Annotated in this window: 22 protein-coding genes and 1 pseudogene; 11 read left to right on the top strand and 12 right to left on the bottom strand. The window is 37.9% G+C overall.

All coding sequences use genetic code 11. The features are described 5' to 3' along the window. Positions 1–20 precede the first annotated feature (20 nt). Both FZ949_RS02840 and FZ949_RS02835 read left to right on the top strand, forming a co-directional pair. Positions 21–1,223: a copper resistance protein NlpE gene (locus tag FZ949_RS02840; RefSeq protein WP_103579527.1), complete on the top strand. Its 1,203-nt coding sequence runs from the start codon at positions 21–23 to the stop codon at positions 1,221–1,223. Position 1,224: 1 nt separating this feature from the next. Continuing rightward, positions 1,225–2,421 carry an MFS transporter gene (locus tag FZ949_RS02835; protein ID WP_103579528.1) on the top strand — a complete coding sequence of 399 codons (1,197 nt, stop codon included), beginning with the start codon at positions 1,225–1,227 and terminating at the stop codon, positions 2,419–2,421. A gap of 48 nt (positions 2,422–2,469) precedes the next feature. Here FZ949_RS02835 and FZ949_RS02830 read toward each other — a convergent pair whose 3' ends face one another. The 9 genes and pseudogenes from FZ949_RS02830 to FZ949_RS09260 form a co-directional block, all read right to left on the bottom strand. Then, positions 2,470–3,294 carry a CheR family methyltransferase gene (locus FZ949_RS02830; protein ID WP_103579529.1) on the bottom strand — a complete coding sequence of 275 codons (825 nt, stop codon included), beginning with the start codon at positions 3,292–3,294 and terminating at the stop codon, positions 2,470–2,472. Next, positions 3,281–3,850 carry a CheB methylesterase domain-containing protein gene (locus FZ949_RS02825; protein WP_021090732.1) on the bottom strand — a complete coding sequence of 190 codons (570 nt, stop codon included), beginning with the start codon at positions 3,848–3,850 and terminating at the stop codon, positions 3,281–3,283. The genes FZ949_RS02830 and FZ949_RS02825 overlap by 14 nt, the downstream gene beginning before the upstream one ends. Before the next feature lie 112 nt (positions 3,851–3,962). Then, positions 3,963–4,223, bottom strand: a complete 261-nt coding sequence (locus tag FZ949_RS02820; RefSeq protein WP_021090972.1) for a FlhB-like flagellar biosynthesis protein — start codon at positions 4,221–4,223, stop codon at positions 3,963–3,965. Further along, positions 4,223–5,854 (bottom strand): flagellar hook-length control protein FliK, encoded by a 1,632-nt coding sequence (gene fliK, locus FZ949_RS02815; protein WP_180998575.1) that lies wholly within the window; start codon positions 5,852–5,854, stop codon positions 4,223–4,225. The genes FZ949_RS02820 and fliK overlap by 1 nt, the downstream gene beginning before the upstream one ends. 21 nt (positions 5,855–5,875) lie before the next feature. Further along, positions 5,876–7,120, bottom strand: coding sequence for an MFS transporter (locus tag FZ949_RS02810; protein WP_103579531.1), 1,245 nt, complete (start codon positions 7,118–7,120; stop codon positions 5,876–5,878). Beyond that, positions 7,110–7,631 (bottom strand): hypothetical protein, encoded by a 522-nt coding sequence (locus tag FZ949_RS02805; RefSeq protein ID WP_262367771.1) that lies wholly within the window; start codon positions 7,629–7,631, stop codon positions 7,110–7,112. Before FZ949_RS02805 ends, FZ949_RS02810 begins: the two co-directional genes overlap by 11 nt. Beyond that, on the bottom strand, positions 7,618–7,896 hold the full coding sequence (locus FZ949_RS02800; RefSeq protein WP_084108504.1) for an AtpZ/AtpI family protein: 279 nt from the start codon (positions 7,894–7,896) through the stop codon (positions 7,618–7,620). Before FZ949_RS02800 ends, FZ949_RS02805 begins: the two co-directional genes overlap by 14 nt. Beyond that, positions 7,896–9,179, bottom strand: a complete 1,284-nt coding sequence (gene hemL, locus FZ949_RS02795) for a glutamate-1-semialdehyde 2,1-aminomutase (protein ID WP_103579533.1) — start codon at positions 9,177–9,179, stop codon at positions 7,896–7,898. The genes FZ949_RS02800 and hemL overlap by 1 nt, the downstream gene beginning before the upstream one ends. Before the next feature lie 266 nt (positions 9,180–9,445). Beyond that, positions 9,446–9,781: pseudogene (locus FZ949_RS09260) on the bottom strand (c-type cytochrome); the annotation flags it as partial. 83 nt (positions 9,782–9,864) lie between these two features. Between FZ949_RS09260 and folD the strand changes: the two are divergent. From folD to FZ949_RS02775, 3 genes are read left to right on the top strand one after another with little or no spacing between them, the layout of a single operon-like run. Then, positions 9,865–10,725 carry a bifunctional methylenetetrahydrofolate dehydrogenase/methenyltetrahydrofolate cyclohydrolase FolD gene (folD, locus tag FZ949_RS02785; RefSeq protein ID WP_103579535.1) on the top strand — a complete coding sequence of 287 codons (861 nt, stop codon included), beginning with the start codon at positions 9,865–9,867 and terminating at the stop codon, positions 10,723–10,725. 2 nt (positions 10,726–10,727) lie between these two features. Further along, on the top strand, positions 10,728–11,633 hold the full coding sequence (gene lepB / locus FZ949_RS02780; RefSeq protein WP_103579536.1) for a signal peptidase I: 906 nt from the start codon (positions 10,728–10,730) through the stop codon (positions 11,631–11,633). Then, on the top strand, positions 11,620–12,279 hold the full coding sequence (locus FZ949_RS02775; RefSeq protein ID WP_148790106.1) for a site-2 protease family protein: 660 nt from the start codon (positions 11,620–11,622) through the stop codon (positions 12,277–12,279). Before lepB ends, FZ949_RS02775 begins: the two co-directional genes overlap by 14 nt. An 18-nt stretch (positions 12,280–12,297) precedes the next feature. Here FZ949_RS02775 and FZ949_RS02770 read toward each other — a convergent pair whose 3' ends face one another. Continuing rightward, positions 12,298–13,683 (bottom strand): DUF4139 domain-containing protein, encoded by a 1,386-nt coding sequence (locus tag FZ949_RS02770; protein ID WP_148790105.1) that lies wholly within the window; start codon positions 13,681–13,683, stop codon positions 12,298–12,300. Between the two features lie 109 nt (positions 13,684–13,792). Between FZ949_RS02770 and rpiB the strand changes: the two genes are divergently transcribed. From rpiB to ychF, 6 genes are read left to right on the top strand one after another with little or no spacing between them, the layout of a single operon-like run. Further along, positions 13,793–14,236: a ribose 5-phosphate isomerase B gene (gene rpiB / locus FZ949_RS02765; RefSeq protein WP_021086444.1), complete on the top strand. Its 444-nt coding sequence runs from the start codon at positions 13,793–13,795 to the stop codon at positions 14,234–14,236. Beyond that, on the top strand, positions 14,233–14,565 hold the full coding sequence (locus tag FZ949_RS02760) for a hypothetical protein (protein ID WP_002939538.1): 333 nt from the start codon (positions 14,233–14,235) through the stop codon (positions 14,563–14,565). The genes rpiB and FZ949_RS02760 overlap by 4 nt, the downstream gene beginning before the upstream one ends. 20 nt (positions 14,566–14,585) lie before the next feature. After that, positions 14,586–15,134: an adenine phosphoribosyltransferase gene (gene apt / locus FZ949_RS02755; RefSeq protein ID WP_148790104.1), complete on the top strand. Its 549-nt coding sequence runs from the start codon at positions 14,586–14,588 to the stop codon at positions 15,132–15,134. Between the two features lies 1 nt (position 15,135). Beyond that, positions 15,136–15,741 (top strand): DedA family protein, encoded by a 606-nt coding sequence (locus FZ949_RS02750; RefSeq protein WP_021083652.1) that lies wholly within the window; start codon positions 15,136–15,138, stop codon positions 15,739–15,741. Continuing rightward, entirely contained in the window at positions 15,722–17,173 is a 1,452-nt protein-coding gene (locus FZ949_RS02745; protein WP_103579540.1) for a leucyl aminopeptidase, read from the top strand. Before FZ949_RS02750 ends, FZ949_RS02745 begins: the two co-directional genes overlap by 20 nt. After that, on the top strand, positions 17,173–18,276 hold the full coding sequence (gene ychF / locus FZ949_RS02740; RefSeq protein WP_148790103.1) for a redox-regulated ATPase YchF: 1,104 nt from the start codon (positions 17,173–17,175) through the stop codon (positions 18,274–18,276). Before FZ949_RS02745 ends, ychF begins: the two co-directional genes overlap by 1 nt. 438 nt (positions 18,277–18,714) lie before the next feature. Here the strand turns inward: ychF and FZ949_RS02735 are convergent, their stop codons facing one another. Both FZ949_RS02735 and FZ949_RS02730 read right to left on the bottom strand, forming a co-directional pair. Then, positions 18,715–19,509: a phosphatidylserine decarboxylase gene (locus tag FZ949_RS02735; protein WP_148790102.1), complete on the bottom strand. Its 795-nt coding sequence runs from the start codon at positions 19,507–19,509 to the stop codon at positions 18,715–18,717. Position 19,510: 1 nt separating this feature from the next. Further along, positions 19,511–20,571 (bottom strand): metallophosphoesterase (locus FZ949_RS02730; RefSeq protein ID WP_262367770.1); only part of this gene is annotated, 1,061 nt, incomplete at its 5' end.

Raw genomic sequence — 20,571 nt, 5'->3', positions numbered from 1 at the left:
CAATTTTTAAGGAGTTGCAAATGAAATATCTTTTTGCCATACTTATCTCATTTTTCATCCTTGGCTGCGCAAAAAATGAAAATTTAGAGCCACATCAAAACATACAAAATACAGTAAAAGAAGATAAACCGCTAGTTCAGGCAAATACACCCAAAAAGCCAGAAAAGCTAATACTTCCAAACTCAATTTATAGTAGTTTTCACACTATTTTGCCTTGCCCAAATTGCGAAGGCATAAAAACTATCATTACGTTAAATAAAGACAAAACCTATACAAAAACAATGCTTACTATGGATAAAGAAGTAAGCTTGGTTGAAAAAAATGGCAAATTTGATGTTGATGATAGTGCCATCATTTTAAAAGATGAAAATGGCAATCTTAGCTACTTTGCGCCAAATAAAAATTCACTTCTTCAACTTGATGACAAGAAAAATAAGCGAGTTGGCGTGCTAGCTCAAATTTATAATTTTGAACCGGTAAATAAAGCTTACAAAGATAGTTTTTTTGCTAAATTTTATAAATTTAAAAGCAAAGATAACTTTTTAGATATCGTAATCGTGCCAAGTAAAAATGGTGCGAAAATAAGTTTTTATTCATCATTAAAAAATGGCTCGCCACTTTGCGAGTTTAGCTCAGAGCTACTTTACGACAAGGGAATTTTTTACCTTTTAGATGAAAAAGGCATTACTCTAAGCATACACAGGATAAATAATGCAATTTTTCTAGTAGCAAACGATAAAATTTGTAAAAATGCTCACATAAGCGGACGATATAAAAAAGATAAAGATCAAAAAAATCTCTTTGGCAAAGGCTTTTTTGCAGAGCTGACAAACGAATCAGCAAATAGAGATGTGATAAAAATTTATGGCTCAAAAAACATAAAACGGGATAACACAAAAAAAGAAAACAGCTACATCGTAACAAACAAAAATGAAAGAATTTTTGAATACACCTTGCTAAATGGCATTATCACAAGTATTGAGATTTACTCAAATGAGTTTAAAACTCCAGAAAATATCAGCCTTAAATCAAATTTCAAAGATATAAAAAATTCTCTTGTTATCTCTAAATTTAGTAGCGATAAAAACAATATCTATCTAAAAATAGATAGCCACGATATGTTAATCACACTAAAAAATCCACTTACCAAAGAGATAACAAGCCTAAACGATATCCCAGATGAAACAAAGATAGAGCAAATAACGCTAATGTGGAATCAATAAGTTGAAAGAATATCTTAAACTTTTAAAAGAAGAGAAAAATTTTCACCTCTTAAGCATCATTCAGCTTATATGCTATTTTGGCGTATGGTTTTCGCACACAGGTATTTTTACCCTTCTTATCAAGCTTGACGCTCCTGTTTGGGCGATCACGCTAAGTGCGGCGATGGCATTTATCCCAGGTGTTGTCATAGCTCCATTTAGTGGAATTTTAGTTGATAAATTTAGCCCAAAGCCAATGCTTGTCATCATGATGGCAGTTGAGACGATAAGCGTTTTCATGCTTCTTTTTATAGACTCACTTGATTTTTTATGGCTACTTTTACTCATCATTTTTGTTAGAAATGGCACTGGCGGAATGTATTTTCAAGTAGAGATGAGCGTACTGCCAAAAATTTTAAGCAAAGAAAATCTCAAACTCGCAAACGAGATCCACTCTATCATCTGGGCGGTCTCATACACTGCTGGCATGGGGCTTGCTGGAGTTTACATACACTTTTTTGGTATTAAAAGCGCATTTTTGCTTGATGGCATACTATACATTCTTAGCTTTGGATTTTTATATTTTTTAAATTTACAAGGTCTAAAGCCAGAATTTATAGAAAAACCACTAAAAATGCTAAAAAATGGCCTTGTGTATTTAAAAGAAAACAGGCTTATCGTGCATCTTATATTCTTGCACGCCTTTGTTGGCATTACCGCTTATGACGCATTGATCGCACTTTTGGCTGATTACAAATATGCAAATTTACTCTCGACATCGCTAATTATAGGATTATTAAATACTTCAAGATCCATTTCACTCATGTTTGCTCCAGCTATACTTAGTAAATTTATAAATAAAAATACGCTTATTTTCGTATATATCGGACAAGGCCTTGGTGTTATTATTTGGGCTTTATCGCTCTGGAATTTTTATCTATCGCTTATTGGCATTATCTTTGCTGGATTTTGCACATCAAGTCTTTGGAGCTACACCTATACGATGCTTCAGCAAAACTGTAAAAAAGAATTTTATGGCCGAGTGATTGCATATAACGATATGGTTTTTCTTGGCTTTAGCGCTCTTATTTCATTTATCATTGGTCTGCTTTATGATATTGGACTTAGTGTTGAGATGATTGCGAGTTTTATGGGAAGCCTCTTTTTTGTAGGGGCTTTTTACTATCACATCGTATTAAAAAGCTACAAAATAAGGTGATTGATTTTAAATTAAGTCGCCCAAATTAAAAGGCGACTTGGCAAATTTTTATTTTTTTAGATAGTAGGTAGTTCCATTTGAAAAGCGCTTTTCATAAGCTGGAGTGTAAGGCACAAGATCAGCGTGCCCAGCGTAAAGCCTACCATCTGGCTTAAGCAACTTATGAAGTCTCTCAACACATTTTAATCTAAAATCATCATCAAAATAGATCATCATATTTCTTGAAAGCACGATATCAAATTTTCCTAGATTAAAAATAGCATCATCAAAAACATTTAAAATTTTAAACTCACACCTTGGTAAATTTTCTTTTTTTATCTTAAATTTATCATCGACTTTTGTAAAAAATCTCTCTTTTTGAAAATCGCTTAATCTATGCAAGCTCCTCTCACTAAAAATACCATTTTGACAGCTTGCTATGGCTTCTGAGTTTATATCTATACCTACGATTGAAATTTCATGCTGTTTAAATCCCATCTCATAAGCAAGCATTGCAAGCGAATATGACTCATCTCCAGTAGAGCAAGGAGCACACAAAATTCTAGCTCCTCCAAGCTCCTTTGCGTAATAGATCACATCTTTAAGTTGAGGCAACTCTCTATAAAAATAAGTCTCATTTACAGTTACTAGATTTAAAATGTCTTGTCGTAAGCTTGAGTTATATCTTATCATCGAAACAAGATCTTTAATGCTTTTTATCTGGCGATCTCTAATAAAAATGGTAATTCGTTGCAATGTAATATCTCTTTTTGGCTCCAGATCAACTCCGCAAAGAGTTTTGATAATATTCATAAATTCATTAAAACTATCCATATCTTGTGAAGTATTTGTTTGCATTGTTTTTGTATCTTTTGCGTCATTAGTTAATAGCATTTAAAAAATCCTCCAGCTCTTTTTTTATCATAGTTAGATTTAATGATTTTAAGCTTTGATTTAGCTCTTTTGCACGTTTTGGCATGCCATAAACTATCGCGCTCTCTTCATTTTCAGCTATACATTTTGCTCCAGCCTTATAAAGCTTATCAAGCCCAGATGCACCATCATCTCCGATACCAGTTAGCAAGATAGCTAGGACATTTGCGCTCTTGCAAATTCCGACTCCAGATTTAAACAACACATCAACATTTGGCGTATATATAGTCTTTTCTTCTGTATTTGGCTTTGCGCTAATTGGTAAATTTGGTGACACCACTACATTTTGTTCGCAGACATATACGGTATTTTCTTTTAAAATTTTCCTCTCATTTAAAATTTCAACATCCAAGCCACACTCTTTTCCGATTTGCATAGCAAAAGAGTTTATAAACATTTTATTCATGTGCTGGGCTATCACGATGATAGCTCCATTTAGTTTTACGTTTTTTAATAACTTTTTTAAATGCCCAGGCCCGCCAGTAGACGCCCCTATTAATATTAATTTTTGTGCCACAAATAGCCTTTAAATTTTTAATTTAATATTTAGCTTACGCCACTTTTTTGTATATCGTCAATATCCCTGCCACTCTTTATATGCCTTGCTAATTTTTAAGCAAATTTATAGATCATTTCTTTGTGATCTTATATAAAAAGCTAAAAATTTCAGCAACAGCTTTATATAAATTTGGTGGAATTTCTTGATCAACTTCAACCTTGCTTAAAATTTCAATAAGGTCAGGATCCTCTTTGATCGGTATATCATGCTCTTTTGCAAGATCAATTATTCTATTTGCTATCTCGCCAGCGCCACTAGCCAGCACTCTTGGAGCATTATCTTTAGATCTGTTGTAGCCAAGAGCTACTGCTTTTTTCTTATTTACTTGCATTAAATTTTCTTATCAAAGCCCACATCAAGGCCGCCAAATTTTTTAAATCTATCATTTAGCTTTACTTTTGACAAAGTTTTGATATTAAAGTTTGAAACTATGAGTCCAAGCTTTGATATTGCTTGTTTTAATTCGCTAGAGTTTGAAATGATTAGCTCCTTAAACTCATTTGTTTGTGTAGCTACCGAGAGATCAATATACCTTTTATCAATAAGTCCAACCATCACATTTATCTGTCCAAATTTCTTAAAATTTAGATCGATCTGAGCGTAAAATTTATCCTTTTTGCCTTTCTTAAATGCGATATTTCCACCCTCAACGCCGTCCCAAATATAAGGCATATAGGTTTGGATCCCTCCTTGAAGACTTGATATCATTTGATGCATCTCGATCTGCGAAATCATCTTATTTGCTGCATTTACGCTTTGCGGATTTTGACTCTTTTCACTGATATTTAAAAGCGTACTTTTTATATCTTGGCTTAGCACCTTTGAAATTTCGCTGCTATTTTTAGTCGTAATGTTATTTATATCGTTTGTAGCGAGATTTAACTGTTTTAAAAGTGCCTTACTCTCACTTAGCTCATTTTTAGCCAAACTTGCCTTAGCATCAGCAAGACTTAGGCTATGAGCAAGACGCCTCGCCGCGCTTTGGAGCTTATCTTGCAAGCTACCATCCTTTGAAACATCGCTCATCTCATTAAACGCTTTTACAAGCCCTGCTTCATCGCCTATGTTATTTAGCGTTTTTAGATCGTTTTTTATGCTATCAAGGATAGTTTTTAGCTCTTTGTGATTTTGGCTAAAACCAAAATTTTGATTTAGCTTTTCATTTGCTAGGCTTGCGACTTTCTCGCTTAAATTTGAGATGAAATTTTGCATTTTGCCTATTTGATTTTTTACTAGCTCGCCATTTTGATCTTTTGAAAAATTTTTATCTAAAAATTTAACCACACTATCAAGCTTATCAACATCTTTTAAAAGGGTTTTTATGCTTGAGTTATCAAGGATATTTTTTGCGTCACTACTCGCTTTTTCAAGTATAGAAGCAAGCTTTGAAAAAGAGTTTTGATTGTCTAATTTTTCATCATTTAGGGTTAAAATTTGATTTAGTAAATTCCCGCTTGAGAGATTTTTTATATCGCTTAGTAGCTTCTGAACTGAGCTTGGAAGCTTCTCTGGACTAAGTGCATCTTTTAAATTTGCTTCAAGCATTACGCCTGAGTTTTTGATCTGATCATTTAGTGAGCCGGCTTTTAGATCGGCTATTGGTTTTAGAAATTCTTTTAGCTTTAGTGCAAGGCTCTTTATTTCAGGGCTTTCATTTTGGGTTGCCTCAGCTTCTAAGCTTTTTGCAAGGTCTGATAGCTCGCTGGCTAAATTTGGAGCTATTTTCGTATCTTTTGCCTGAGATAAAATTTGTTCAGCCTTGCTAAGACTTGAAGCACTTTTTAGATCATCAAGCACTCTTGCAACGAGTTTTCCAACATTATCAAGTGTCTCTGAAATGCTCTGCTCACTAGGCGTTTGTACGCTTGGCTGATTTTTAAAAAACGAGCCTTCATTTTTACGAACTGGCACATTTTGAGTAGTATTTTGCCCGGTTTGAACCGAAGTATTTGATATATTCAAAGAATTTCCTACGTCCATTTTTTACTTTTTATTTTTTCTATCGGCAAAATTTCCATTTTGCTCAATAGTAGCGATGCCAGCCGTCCTTGCAACGAGCCTGTCGTTGTACTCTTTTCTCATATGCTGTGGTATTGTCTTTTGCGTTAGTGCAAATAAAATAAGCCCGGCAAAAAGCACCAAATAGACATAGATAAAGCCAAATGCTCCAAAAATTTTCATCGCATAGCTCATAAGAAGCGGTGAGAAAAGCGAAGCCAAAGAGTAGCTAAATAGCAAAGCACGTGCGACTTGCACGCTTTTAGTTTTATCTGTGATCTCGTCATTTGCTCTAGCCAGAGAAAGCCCATATGTGCAAAAAATTCCAGCCCCGAAAAAGAATGAAAGCAGATATTCAACCGTTAAATTTTTGCCATTTAGTAAAAATAAAACTGCGCTTATTAAAGCCACACTGCTACAAAGCAAAATAGCTGGCCTTCTGCCATATCTATCAGAGAAACTACCGATAAAAACTTGAGCTAAAAAGCCACCGATCATCGCAACCGTCATAAAAAATGAAGCCTCTTTTGTGCCGTATCCTTGAAGCAAGACAAAAAGGCTTGCCATCGAAAAAAAGCCATTTATTGCTAAGCCCGCAACAAGCGCTCCTACGAGGGCTAGCGGGACGATACCAAAAATTTTTGGGATATTTATGGGCTGACGCTCTGGGATTTGAGGCTGATTTATACGGATCAAATTTAATGGAATGCTTGAGAGCATGATAAAAGCTGCACTGATGATGAAAATTTCAAAGGTATTAAGATCAAGCGCTAAGATCAAAATGCCAAGTCCAAAACTCGTGTAAAAAACGCCTTCATAAAAGGCTATCACGCGAGATCTTATTTTGTTTGGAATTTTTGCATTTAGCCAGCTTTCTATAACCATCAAAAGCGCGTAGTAGCAATATCCCAAAAATGCACGCAATATCGCCCAGAATGCTAAATTTTGATTTACCGCATGAAGCATAGCTGAGACTGCAAAAATGGCTGAAAAGATGGCAAAGGCTCTTATGTGGCCAGTAATTGAGATGACTCTGTGAGCTGTAATGGTGCTAATTAACGCACCCACAAAAAAGCCTGTATTGATTAATCCGATCTCTAGCTCGCCCACTCCATTTTGCTTAAGAAGTGCGCTACAAGATGCGATGACTAGACCATTTCCGATAAAAAGCAAACTCATGCCCAAAAATAGCGGTCCCATCGAGCGGATGATCCTAAAGCTACTTGCCATCAGTATCCTTTATGGTATTAAATTTATTCTCCATAAGCCCAAAAATAAATGCACCAATAGGCATCGGAGCAAGCCCCACTAAAAAGCCAGGCACGTTTAGTAAATTTTCATTTTTTAAAAAAATAAATCCAAAAAAAAGTATCGCATAAACCACCAAGCGGTAAGGCATAAAGGCTGCTGCGAAACTCTTATCTTTAAATGAAAATTTCTGCTTTTTTAGCCTTACTTTTTCATCTTTTAGGCTAAATTCTTTTGCCTCATTTTGTCCAAAATTTTCATCATCTTCATCGTCCTCTTCTTCTATCTTGGCTAAAATTTCATCTCTTGCATTTTCTAGCCGAGAATTTATGCGGTTTTTATAGGCAAAAAAGCTAGCCGTTAAGATGATAAGCGAGGCAAAAAATGAAATTTGCGAGCTTATAAAAAATTGATTTGATATAAATTTGCCAACCACGCTAAGAGCCAGCCAAAGCGCAAAATAGCAAATCAAAAGCCTACTAATCGTCCTCATCATCGTCTTTTGTGTAGCCTTTGTATCTGCTTTCATCTTTTAGCTCATCTAGGCTTTTTATCTGTGCTTTGTAGGCCTTATAGACATTTAAAATAGCAGCTGCAATACCGATAGCAAAGCCTATCCAAAGAGCTGGCGTGAAATTTGTAGCCTTTTTTACAAAATACCCAAGCCCAGTGCCAAGCAAGATCGCAACTACGATTGAAACGCCAAGACTTAGCTGCTCAGCACCCGCTACGATATCTTTTATCTTAAATTTTGCCATTAGGCTTTTATCTCCAAAAATGCCTCTTTGGCTGCGCTTACCGCTAGATCGATATCCGCCTCACTCATCGCATCGCAGACAAATCCAGTCTCAAACTGACTTGGAGCTAGATAGATTCCACGCTTAAGCATAGCTTGATGAAATTTAGCAAAGAGTTTTGTGTCACTCTTTAGCGCATCATCGTAGTTTTTTACTGCATGATCTGTAAAAAAGTAGCCAAACATAGAGCCACGAACATCAGTTTGGATGGTGATGCCAGCGCTTTTTGCTGCCTCTTTAAAGCCGTCCATTAACTTTGTAGCAAGCTTTTCAAGTCTAGCGTATAAATTTGGATCACTATTTATCTTTGAAATCGCTGCTATGCCAGCACTCATCGCTACTGGATTGCCACTTAGCGTGCCTGCTTGATAGACAGCGCCATCAGGACTTAAGCAGTCCATTATCTTAGCCTTGCCGCCAAATGCAGCGACGTTCATGCCTCCGCCTATAACCTTGCCAAATGTGACAAGGTCAGCATCTACTTCGTGAAATGGATATGAGCCGAGGCGAGAAGCTCTAAAGCCGCTCATAACCTCATCAAGGATAAGCACAGCGCCAAATTTATCGCAAAGCGCTCTAAGCTCCTCTAAAAATTTCTTATTAGCTGGCACAAGCCCCATATTTCCTGCGATAGGCTCAATTATGACGACGCCTATTTTGTCTTTATTATTTTCAAAGATAGCTTTTACGCTCTCGATATCGTTATAAACTGCTAAATAGGTGTTTTTCACAACGTCTTGTGGCACGCCGCTGCTTGAAGCGTTGCCGTATGTCGTTGCGCCACTTCCTGCTTTGATAAGAAGTGCATCGCTGTGTCCGTGATAGCAGCCTTCAAATTTGATAAGTCCATCTTTTTTGGCATATCCTCTAGCCACCCTGATCGCGCTCATGGTAGCCTCCGTGCCAGAGCTAACGAAGCGAATTTTATCTATTTGTTTAAACTCATCACATATTAGCTTTGCTAGAGCGGTCTCTTTTGGTGACGGAGCACCGTATGAGACGCCTTGTTTTACGGCAGAGATGATCGCCTCTTCGATATCTTTATCACAGTGGCCAAATATGAGCGGTCCCCAGCTTTGGATGAAGTCAAGATACTTTTTGCCCTCGACGTCGTATAGATAGGCGCCCTTTGCATGATCTATCATCACAGGCTCACCACCAACACTACCAAATGCGCGTACTGGTGAATTTACGCCGCCTGGGATATATTTTTTGGCTTCGCTAAATGCCTCTTTATTTGTCATTTTTTATCCTTTTGATTTTGTGTTTTTAAATTTGTCTTTTGATTATCTTTTTGATTTGTTACTGGTTTTACTGGCGACTTTGGTGCTTGCGTAGTAGCGGTTTTTGCTGACTCAGCTGGCTTAGCTGTGGTAGTTTTAGCTGGTTCTGCTGGTTTTGTAGCAGGGGCGGCTTTGGCAGATTGCTCTGGCTGTTTTTGCGTCGTATCAGCAGCAACTGGCTTGCTTAAATTTTGCGCTTTTGCTACTTTTGAAGGAGTATTTATCTTATTTGTAATGTACTCATAAAGAATCGTAGTCTCCTCGTCTGTCAAAAAGTAGCTTGGCATGACGCCTTTTGGCTTTGTAAGAGCTGCTTTAAAGCTTTCAAATTCTATATCGTTTATCTTTGGCGCTCTAAGCTCGTCATCAACCGTTTTGTTTGCTTTTTTGTCAAAGTGTTTGTATTTAGAGATTAGACTGCCCTCGCCCTTTGTACCGTGACATTTATCACATCCTATGCCGCGTGGATTTAGGTAGAGCATTTTGGCGTACTCAGTCTTTGTGATAAAATCAGCACCAAAAATCGCCACACAAAAAAGCAAAATCAAAAAAACAGACCGCATAAACCTCTCTTTTAAAAATTTAATTTAATTTTAGGTATGATACCACCCTTGTGATTAAAAAAGCTTTTAAATAAGGATCCAATATGAAAATTTTAGACGGTAAAGCCGTATCTTTAAAGGTCAAAGAAAGCGTAAAAGTAAGAGCTGAAGAACTAAAAAAATTTGGCGTAGAGCCAACCCTAGCTGTTATCTTGGTAGGCGAAGATAAAGCATCTCAAACATACGTTAGAGCCAAAGAAAAAGCCTGCAACGAATACGGCATAAAAAGCGTAGCTCACCGTCTAAGCGAAAATACAACCCAAGCAGAGCTTCTAGCGCTTATAAATGTGCTAAATTTAGACGATAGTATCCACGGCATCTTGGTGCAGTTGCCACTTCCAAAACATATAGATACAAACACTGTTTTAGCAACGATCGATCCAGCAAAAGACGTAGATGGCTTTCACGCTGTAAATGTTGGCAAACTTGTTAGCGGACTTGATGGCTTTGTGCCTTGCACACCGCTTGGCGTGATGGAAATTTTAAAAGAGTATGGCATTGATGTGGCTGGACTAAACGCAGTTGTTATAGGTAGAAGTAATATCGTTGGCAAGCCTATGGCAAATTTGCTTTTAAACGCTTCAGCAACAGTTACGATCACTCACAGCAAGACTAAAAATTTAAAAGAAATTTGCAAAAATGCTGACCTCATCGTTGCAGCCATCGGTAGCCCATTTTTCTTAAAGGCTGACATGGTAAAAGATGGCGCAGTAGTCGTTGATGTAGGCATAAACAGACTTGATGATGGCAGGCTTGTGGGCGATGTGGATTTTGACGAGGTCGCACCAAAATGCTCATACATCACGCCTGTTCCTGGCGGCGTTGGCCCGATGACGATTGCGATGCTTTTAAATAACACAATCCTTGCAGCCCAAGCTAAGATAGCTAGCCATAAAAGAGCGTAATAATGAAAAAATTTTTTACTAAATTTTATGACTTTTGCTCGAGCTGGACAGGCACGGTTATCATCGTTTTGCTTGTCATTTTCTTTGTAGCTCAGGCCTTTGTGATCCCGTCTGGTTCGATGAAAAACACGCTTTTGGTTGGGGATTTTTTATTTGCTAAAAAGTATGTTTATGGCATACCAACACCAAGAATTCCATGGCTTGAGGTAAAAATTTTGCCTGAGCTAAATAACAATGGACATCTCATAACTGGCGATGGTCCAGCAAGAGGCGATATAGTCGTCTTTCGTTATCCAAAAGACGAGAAAACTCACTTTGTAAAACGCTGCTTTGCCACAAGCGAAGATGAGATCGTTTTTACCGAAAAAGCCCTCTATCTACACCCAAAAGAGGGAGATAATTTTATAAAGGCAAACTGCCGTGAAAATTTAAATGGTAAAGAGAGCAAATTTGACTACTCATGTAGCGATATAACTGAGCTTGATGGCAAACTTTTCATAAAAGAGCCATATAGATTTAGCGGCATCCACTACGACGAAAATATAAATTTATTTGAGCAGATGGTTTTCATGCTAAATACAAATAAAGATAGTGTTTTTATGAAGCCAGCGCTCATTAGCTCATTGCCGCAAAATCCAAATTTTAACTTTAACGCTTTTTACGTCAAAGTGCCAAAAGATGAGTACTTTATGATAGGCGACAACCGCGATCACTCAAACGATAGCCGTTTTTGGGGAAGTGTGGCTTACAAGGACATAGTCGGTCAGCCTTGGTTTATATATTTTAGCTGGGACAAGAACTACAATGTGCGCTGGGAGCGTATCGGACGCTTTGTAGATACGATAGAAAACGATGAGTTTTTTACAAAACAAGCTCTAAAAGAAGGCGAAGTAGATGGGCTTCATTGATAACATAGACATAGTCAAAGTCGCCACTATCGTCATCTCTTTAATAATCGCCATCGTCGGCCACGAGATCGCTCACGGATATGTCGCTTATAAATTTGGCGACAACACTGCAAAAAGCCTTGGCAGGCTTAGCGTAAATCCTATAAAACACATCGATCTTGTTGGCACCATCATCGTACCGCTGGTGCTTTATCTAAGCACTGGCATGATGTTTGGCTGGGCAAAACCAGTGCCTGTAAATACCTACACAGTCGTGCGAAATGGCGGATATAAAGCAGCTATCTACGTAAGTCTAGCTGGCATCTGTTACAACGTCATCCTAGGCGTCTTGTCTCTTTTTGTACTAAAGGCTTTATTAAATATAGAAACCTTTGAAATTTTACTTCAGTTTTTATTCACGCTTGCACTTTTAAATTTGATGTTAGCTATCTTTAACCTCTATCCGATCCCGCCACTTGACGGCTTTCACGCGCTCGAGTACGCGCTTAGAAATTTTGGCTTTCACGCACTAGCTGAGAAGCTAGAGGGCATCTCAAGATACGGCTTTGTCATCCTTATCATCATCCTCGTCTCGCCTTTAAAAGATACTATCTTTTATCCGACAAGATACGTTTTAGATATCGCAAGCGCCTTTATAAACGGCTAAATTTAGAGCAAATTTGCTCTAAATTTTTGACTTTGTGATCTTATAAGAGTACTCTTTTTTAAATTCCTCTTTTGGTGCAAGGCTAAATTTAAGCTCCACCTTGCCATCTTTGCTGATATCTTTTTTATCAAAGCCCTTTATCTCGACCTTTACCGCCTCATCGGCAGATACCGGCACACGATCGACCAAAGTGACATCGATGCTCTTGCTTGAGTTATTTTTGACACTTATCTCATAGTCCTCTTCGCTTATGCGGTCTTTGCCAAGAAGCGAGCTCTTTTTAAATTTATTTAATCGCTCTTTTTTAAGCTCGATTAGCTCGTTTTGTCCCAAAAATAGCTGAGTGGGCTCATCTTTAGCTTTCATCTCAAACTCGCTTGGACTGCCAACACTAACACCATTAACATAAAACTGCGTTTTGGCTGGCGTTAGATCATCATTTAGCTTAAAGCTAGCTACGTTATATGCCTTTAGCGAGCCGTAAAAATCAGCAAAAACGCTAAAATTTGCATCCATTTTTTGCGTATCATAAGTTATATATTTGCTCTCGCCTTTTGCTAAATTTATCCCATCTATCTTCCAAATTTTGGCAAACTCATTCTCATCTCTTTGCACACGCATATCAGCGACCTCAGCGGCGACTTTAGCAGCTCTTAGCATATTTTTTGAAGCGCCGTAACCATCAGCTTCAGCCTCGCTCTCCTCGTACCAAGGGTAAAATTTGCTTGGAGCAAGCGCTTTTTGATATCTGGTCGGATAGATGGCGAGCTTTAAATTTTTAACATCGCTGGCAAATGGGTTGGTGAGTAAAATTTCTTGTTTTATCAAGATATTTTTGTTTTTTGTGTCTGCATAAATTTCATTTAGCGTCTTTGGGGCCTCATCATCCATGTATGAAAGCGTCGCCTCTTTTGGGTCGCAAGCAAATTTCATATCAAGCTGCAAAAATCCAGCCATCTCGCTCTTTGGCTCATTTTCTTTAAGCGCTTCAAGCTCACTTTTAGCAGCTGAAATTTTCTCGATATTATCTAGGCTAAATTTATAAAACTCATCAGCTCTTTTTGTCACATCGTTACTTTTGTTTTCTTCTACCAAAGCTTGCTCTATAAATCTACCTCTTGCATCTAGCGCCTCAATCTTGCTACTTAAATTTGCGACTTCTTGCTTCCATTTTATGTAACTTGGGCTATTTTCTTCGCTGATCTTTTTTAGATAAGCATTCGCGTCACAATCCCCATTTATAGTGATGTTCTCACTCTGCACACCCTCTGGCACAAAGGCGCTAAAAGAGCTATTTGCGTCACTAAATTTTTGAGTGATGATGGTTTGATCTGTGTAGATCTCTATCAAATTTTCATTTGCAAAGGCTAGCGTAGAAGCCACTAAAAAGAGTGCTTTTTTCATATTTTCTCCTTTAAATTTTTGGTAAATTATAGCTTCATTTTGGCTGAGAGTAAAATTTTATTTTAATGCAACTTTGACTATAATCAACAAAAAATTTAACGGACTTTTCATGAAGATAGACAAAGTTTTCTTAGCTAGCGATCACGCTGGTTTTGAGCTAAAAAACGAGCTTAAAGAGGCTATTAAAGGGCTTGGATACGAAGTAGTTGATCTTGGCACAAACGATAAAAATAGCGTTGATTACCCTGATTATGCGCATTTGCTAGCGAGCAAGCTTGAGCCTAACTGCTACGGCGTGCTAGTTTGTGGCACAGGCATAGGCATATCAATAGCTGCAAATAGGCACGAAAACGTAAGGTGCGCCCTTTGTCACGACGAATTTACCGCTAGACTTGCAAGAGAGCACAACGACGCAAACGTAATCGCTTTTGGCGCAAGGGTTATTGGCGCAGGCGTGGCTATCTCGGCGGTTGAAGCCTTTTTAAAGACTGAGTTTGCAGGCGGCAGACACGAAAGAAGAGTCAAAAAAATAGAGCTTGAGGCAGGCAAATGATAGGCGAGTGGATCGTTTTTACCGCTCTTGTTTGTGCTGCGATCTACCTAACCGTCATGGTTTTTTACTTCAAAACGCTTCTAAAAAAAGAGCGTGCGACAAAAGATTTTATGAAAAATAACCTCCAAGATACCGAGGTCGTCATAAGAAAATTTCAGATCCAGCTCCAACGAAGTCTAGGCAACATCGACATCTTGACAGACGAGCTAAACAAAACTAAAAACGACGTAACATCACTTCGCACAAGAAATTCCCAGTACCGCTTAGAAAACGACAAGCTAAGACAGCGTATTCGTGAGCTTGAAGGCAAGATCGAAGCGCTACTATAAGATCAAATTTAAGGAAATTTATGAAAGTTTTAGATCAAAAAGGCAAAGAATTTTTACTAAACTCTATTCGCTGCATAAACGACTTTCCAAAGCCTGGCATAGTCTTTCGTGACATTACGACACTACTAAACAACAAAGAGGCGTTTAACTTTTTGATAGACCATTTGGTAGCTAGATACGAGGACGCAAAGATTGATTACATAGCTGGCATCGAGTCACGTGGCTTCATCTTTGGTGCGGCGCTTGCAGCAAGACTAAGGCTGCCTTTTGTGCCTATTCGCAAGCCAAAAAAACTGCCTTTTATCACACTTTCTCAAAAGTATAGCCTAGAATACGGCGTCGATGAAGTGCAAATTCACATCGATGCTTTTGGAGAAAAAGCGGGCGCTAGAGTGCTTTTGATGGACGATCTCATAGCCACTGGAGGCACTGCAAAAGCTTCAGTTGAGCTTATCAATCAAACTAACGCAACCTGCGTAGAAGCGTGCTTTCTCATAGATCTAGTCGATCTAAAAGGTAGCAAAAAGCTAAAGTCGCTTACTAAAATTTACAGCGTTTTAGAGGTTTAGAATGGAAGAGTTTTTTATAGAACTGCTTAAAGAGTACGGCTACATCATACTTTTTGTCTGGTGTATCATGGAGGGCGAGATGGCCTTAATAATGGCTGGAATTCTCGCTCACACCACGCACATGCACATCGCGCTTGCTATCTTTGTGGCTGGACTTGGAGGCTTTGTAGGAGATCAAATTTACTTCTATCTTGGCCGTTACAATAAAAAATACATCGCAAAAAGGCTTCACACGCAGCGGAGAAAATTTGCAGTGGCGCACATAATGCTGAAAAAATACGGCTGGCCGATTATCTTCTTGCAACGCTATATGTATGGCTTTCGCGTCATCATCCCGCTTTGCATAGGACTTACTGGCTATGATGCTAAAAAATACGCCTTTATAAATTTGATCAGCGCTTGGTGCTGGGCGGCGATCACCACAATACCTGCTTGGATACTTGGCGAGCATATATTAGTGCTACTTCAAAAAGCAAAAGAACACTGGTACGTTGCTATCCCAGTGGTTGCCATATTTATGGGGCTTTTGATATATACATTTAAGCGCATCGAAAATAAAATTTTAAACGAAAGGAGAGACAGAAGACATGCAGTTTCAAATAGTTGATAAAAAATTAAAAGATATAAAAGCTGATATTGAACTAATTTTCGTAGTAGATAAGGACTTAAAACATAAATTTATAAGCGATAAAGAGGCTATTAAATTTAATAATTATAAAGGCGATAGCGTCCTTATTCTAAGCGAGGCAAAAAGGGCTTACGTGCCACTTTCTAAGCTTGATCTTGACGAGCTTAGAGTTGCAGCCGCTAAAGCTTACAACGCACTAAAGTCACTAAACATTAAGAGCATAAAGCTAGCTTCTTACGTAGCAGAGTGCCAAAAACTAAGCTTTGAAGCACTTGCTGAGGGCTTTTTGCTTGGGAGCTATGAATTTAACAAGTATAAAGAGAAAAAAGAAAAATACACCCTAAAAGAGATCATCTTTTCTACTGAAGAATTCGCTGGTAAAAAGGTCGATCTAAAGGCAGCAAATGAGGGCTTTAAAGAGGCGGAGATAATAGCAAGTGCTACAAATTTCACAAAAGATATCGTAAATGAAATCCCAGAAATTTACACACCGCAAAAGATGGCGCAAGACGCACAAAATTTAGCCAAAAACATCGCAAGCATAAAGTGCGAGGTCTATGACGAGAAATTTCTAGCAAAAGAGAATATGAACGCATTTTTGGCGGTAAATCGCGCAAGTGTGCATAAACCAAGGCTCATCCACCTAGAATACAAGCCTAAAAAGTCTAAAAAACGCATCATCTTTGTTGGCAAAGGTTTAACATACGATAGCGGCGGCCTTAGCCTGAAACCAGCTGATTATATGCTAACGATGAAATCAGACAAAAGCGGTGCAGCAGCAGCTCTTGGCATCATAAAAGGTGCAGCGGAGCTAAATTTACCATTTGAAATTCACGCCATTTTAGGCGCCACTGAAAATATGATCGGTGGCAACGCCTACAAGCCTGATGACGTGCTTATTTCAAGAAGTGGCGTTAGCATAGAGGTGAGAAACACCGACGCAGAGGGACGTTTAGTGCTGGCTGACTGCCTAAGCTACGCACAAGACTTTAAGCCAGACATCCTAATCGACATGGCAACCCTAACTGGCGCTTGCGTCGTGGGACTTGGCGAATACACAACAGGCATCATGGGTAACAGCGATAGCCTAAAAAGCGAGTTTAAAAGCAAGATAAAAGATAGTGGCGAACTAGCGACTATGCTTGATTTTAACCCTTATCTTAGCGAGCTTATCAAAAGCCAGATCGCAGACGTTAGCAACTGCGCCTCAAGCAGATATGGCGGCGCGATCACAGCTGGCATGTTTCTAGCTAAATTTATCAAAGATGAGTACAAAGATAAGTGGCTACACCTCGACATCGCAGGTCCAGCGTACCGCGAAAAGGCTTGGGGATACAACCAAGCAGGTGCGAGTGGGGCTGGCGTTAGGATGAATTTATACTTTTTACAAGCACTTAACAAGGAGAATTGATGGGACTTTCAGTTGGAATCGTAGGCCTACCAAATGTGGGCAAATCAACGACATTTAACGCACTTACAAAGGCGCAAAATGCCGAGAGTGCGAACTATCCATTTTGTACGATCGAGCCAAACAAAGCCATCGTGCCAGTGCCTGATAAGCGGCTAAATGAGCTTGCAAAGATAGTTAGTCCTAATAAAATTCAATATTCAACCATCGAATTTGTCGATATTGCAGGTCTTGTAAAAGGTGCAAGCTCTGGTGAGGGACTTGGCAATAAATTTTTATCAAACATCAGAGAAACCGAGCTTATTTTACACATAGTTCGCTGCTTTGAGGATGAGAACATCACTCACGTCGAGGGCAGCGTCGATCCAGTAAGAGACATCGAGATCATCCAAACCGAGCTGATACTAGCTGACATCGAGCAGTTAAACAAAAAGATAGAAAAGCTCACAAGAGAGGCAAAAGCAAATGCAAAAGGCGCTAAAGAGGCGCTTGAGATAGCAAATTTACTTCTAGCTCACCTAAATGATGGCAAAAGCGCAAGCAGCTTTGAGCAAAGAGATAGCGAGGTGTTTTTGGCACTCAACAAAGAGCTAAGACTACTAAGCGCAAAAGAGGTAATTTATGGCGCAAATGTCGATGAAGAGGGGCTTAGCGAAGATAATAAATTTGTAAAAGCACTAAAAGAGTATGCTAAAGCCTCAGACCACGAGGTGATCAAGCTTTGCGCGAAGGTCGAAGAGGAGCTAATAGGTCTAAGCGATGAAGAGGCTCACGAGTTTTTGGCATCTCTTGGCACGAGCGAGAGCGGCCTTGAAAAGATCATCAAAACATCTTTTGCAAAGCTAAATTTGATAAGTTATTTCACCGCTGGCGTCGTTGAAGTAAGGGCTTGGACGATCACAAATGGCTGGAAAGCGCCAAAAGCAGCAAGCGTCATCCACAACGACTTTGAGAGGGGCTTTATCAGAGCTGAAGTGATAAGTTATGATGACTACATCGCACATGGCGGCGAAAACGGAGCCAAAGAGGCTGGCAAGATGAGGCTTGAAGGCAAAGACTACATCGTACAAGATGGCGATGTAATGCACTTTAGGTTTAATGTTTAAATTTAGCCCTCTTTTGGGCTAAATAGTCAAAAAATATTTAATCCTTGGGCTGCATAAGGTAAATTAAAACTTCCTTATTATAGTTGATAAAAATTCTTTTAAAAAATATACTAAGTTATCTTATGCCTTATTAATAATCTTTATTGATACATAAGCTTCTCTATACAAGTAATGATGTAAATGCCATCAACTCTGTGATATCAATATAGGTTTTATAAGTAAAGATAATAACTTGATTACAGAGGTTGATGGTTTAATGAAGAACACAATTAAAGCAAGAAAGATTTCGATAGATAAAATAATATATTCATCATCTTTTACAAACTTTTAAATTTATAATAATTTTTAAAGACTATATAAAACTTGCCACTAAAATCTAAGCAAATAGGACACCGGCCAAGTAGGGTATAAAAAATTTTACTTATATGCCTAGCATATTTATTTTATTATTCCAATGGTCTCAGCAAATTTAAGCTCTTTGTTTTCAAAGAGATTGTATTCGATCGCATCTTTTTCGCTAAGTACCACGATAGTTGAGCCAAGCTCGAAATTCCCAAGGCGTTCACCCTTTTTGATATGTAAATTTCCATACTCGTAAATTTGTGTAAAATTTGCCATCGCATTTGTCTGTATACGCTCATCAAAGCAAAATTTCATCTTTCCGACATTTAGCGCACCTACAAAAACAAGCCAAAGTTTTTTACTATTTTTCATCTCACAAGATAGTGCTACGCGTTCGTTCTTTGTATAAAGACTATCCACTTTTGCAAGCCATTTTGCAGCCACACTGTAAAGTTTACCCGGAATATATATAGCTTTTTTAATGGCAATATCGCAAGGCGCATGATAATGATGATAATCTTTTGGGCTAAGATAGATATTTGCAAAGTCATATTCGCCCTCAAGCTCACTCTGCCCCAATAGCTCACTTACACTATACTCCATGCCTTTTATGCTAAAGGCCCTTAGCTCCTTTGTGCTACCAAAACTAAGACAAGTACCATCAACTGGGCTTATAAATATCTCATCTGCTGCATCAAAATCTCTTGGTTTTATGAGCCTTCTAGTAAAAAGCTCATTTAAATTTTTATATTCATTTGCTAATTTAAACTCGCTCATATCTATCTTAAACAGCTTTATGTAAAAAGAATTTATGGCCTCTTGAAGTGGTTTGAAGAATTTAATCTTTGCAACCTTTCCAAAAATTTGAGAAAACAGATTGTCTTTATTCATTTTATTCCTTACTTAAATTTAATATTGCAATCTCACTTGGAGCAAAAATTCTAACAGGAGGCCCCCAAAATCCAGCGCCGCTACTAACATAAGCTTGCATTTTATCATTAATCTTATAAAGGCCATGTAAAAATCCCTGATCAAGTAAAACCAAAAGACCAAAAGGGAAAATTTGACCAGCGTGTGTATGTCCGCAAAGCACTAGATCAACGTCTTGTTGCATTGATTTTATAAATTTTGGCTGATGAGAGAGCAAGATAGTAGGTAGCGATGGATCACATCCTATCAATGCTTCATCCAAATTTGGCTCTAAATGTTTAAACCTAATACCAGCCAAATCGTAAACGCCTGCTAAATTTATACTTGCAATTTTTTTGTTTTTATTACCTAAAATTTCTATGCCAAGAGAACTGATCTTTTCTAAAATACCATCTATCCCGTGATAATACTCATGATTGCCAGGGACATAAAAAGTCCCATAAGTGCTTTTAAGACTTTTTAATGGCTCCAAAAAATCTCCTATAAAAGCAGCATTTACATCAACTAAGTCGCCCACTATCACTACGATGTCAGGATTCGCCAAATTTATGTCATTGACGAGTTTTTTCATAAAATCTTTCTGCAGAAATTCTCCTATATGCACGTCCGTTATCATGGCTATTTTTATGGTGCTTTGTAAATTTTTTATTTTTATATCTACTTGTCTGATCTTTGGTGGTGTTAAAGCATTGAAAATACCTTTTAAAAAACAAGCAATTACAAAAATGACAAATGTAATATCAAAACAAAATTTTATAAATTTTCGTCTTGTTGGACTAAAATTACTTTTAGAAAAAATACTACGTAAAATATCGTAAAATAGACTAACAGCAAACAAAAATAGTGAAAAACCTATGAGCATACCAGCGATCAAATAAAGCTCAATACTTAGGAATGAAAACCTGATCTGAAGAACAAATATAAACTCAAAGATACAAATAACATATAAAAATATTCTAATTTTAGCAAGATATGGTATAAAAAATGAGACCTTTTTTATGAAACGATTATACGAATAAAAAT

Source organism: Campylobacter concisus (assembly GCF_902460545.1).
GTDB classification, from domain to species: Bacteria; Campylobacterota; Campylobacteria; order Campylobacterales; family Campylobacteraceae; genus Campylobacter_A; species Campylobacter_A concisus_AE.
This window is presented reverse-complemented; position numbering and strand designations above follow the sequence as displayed.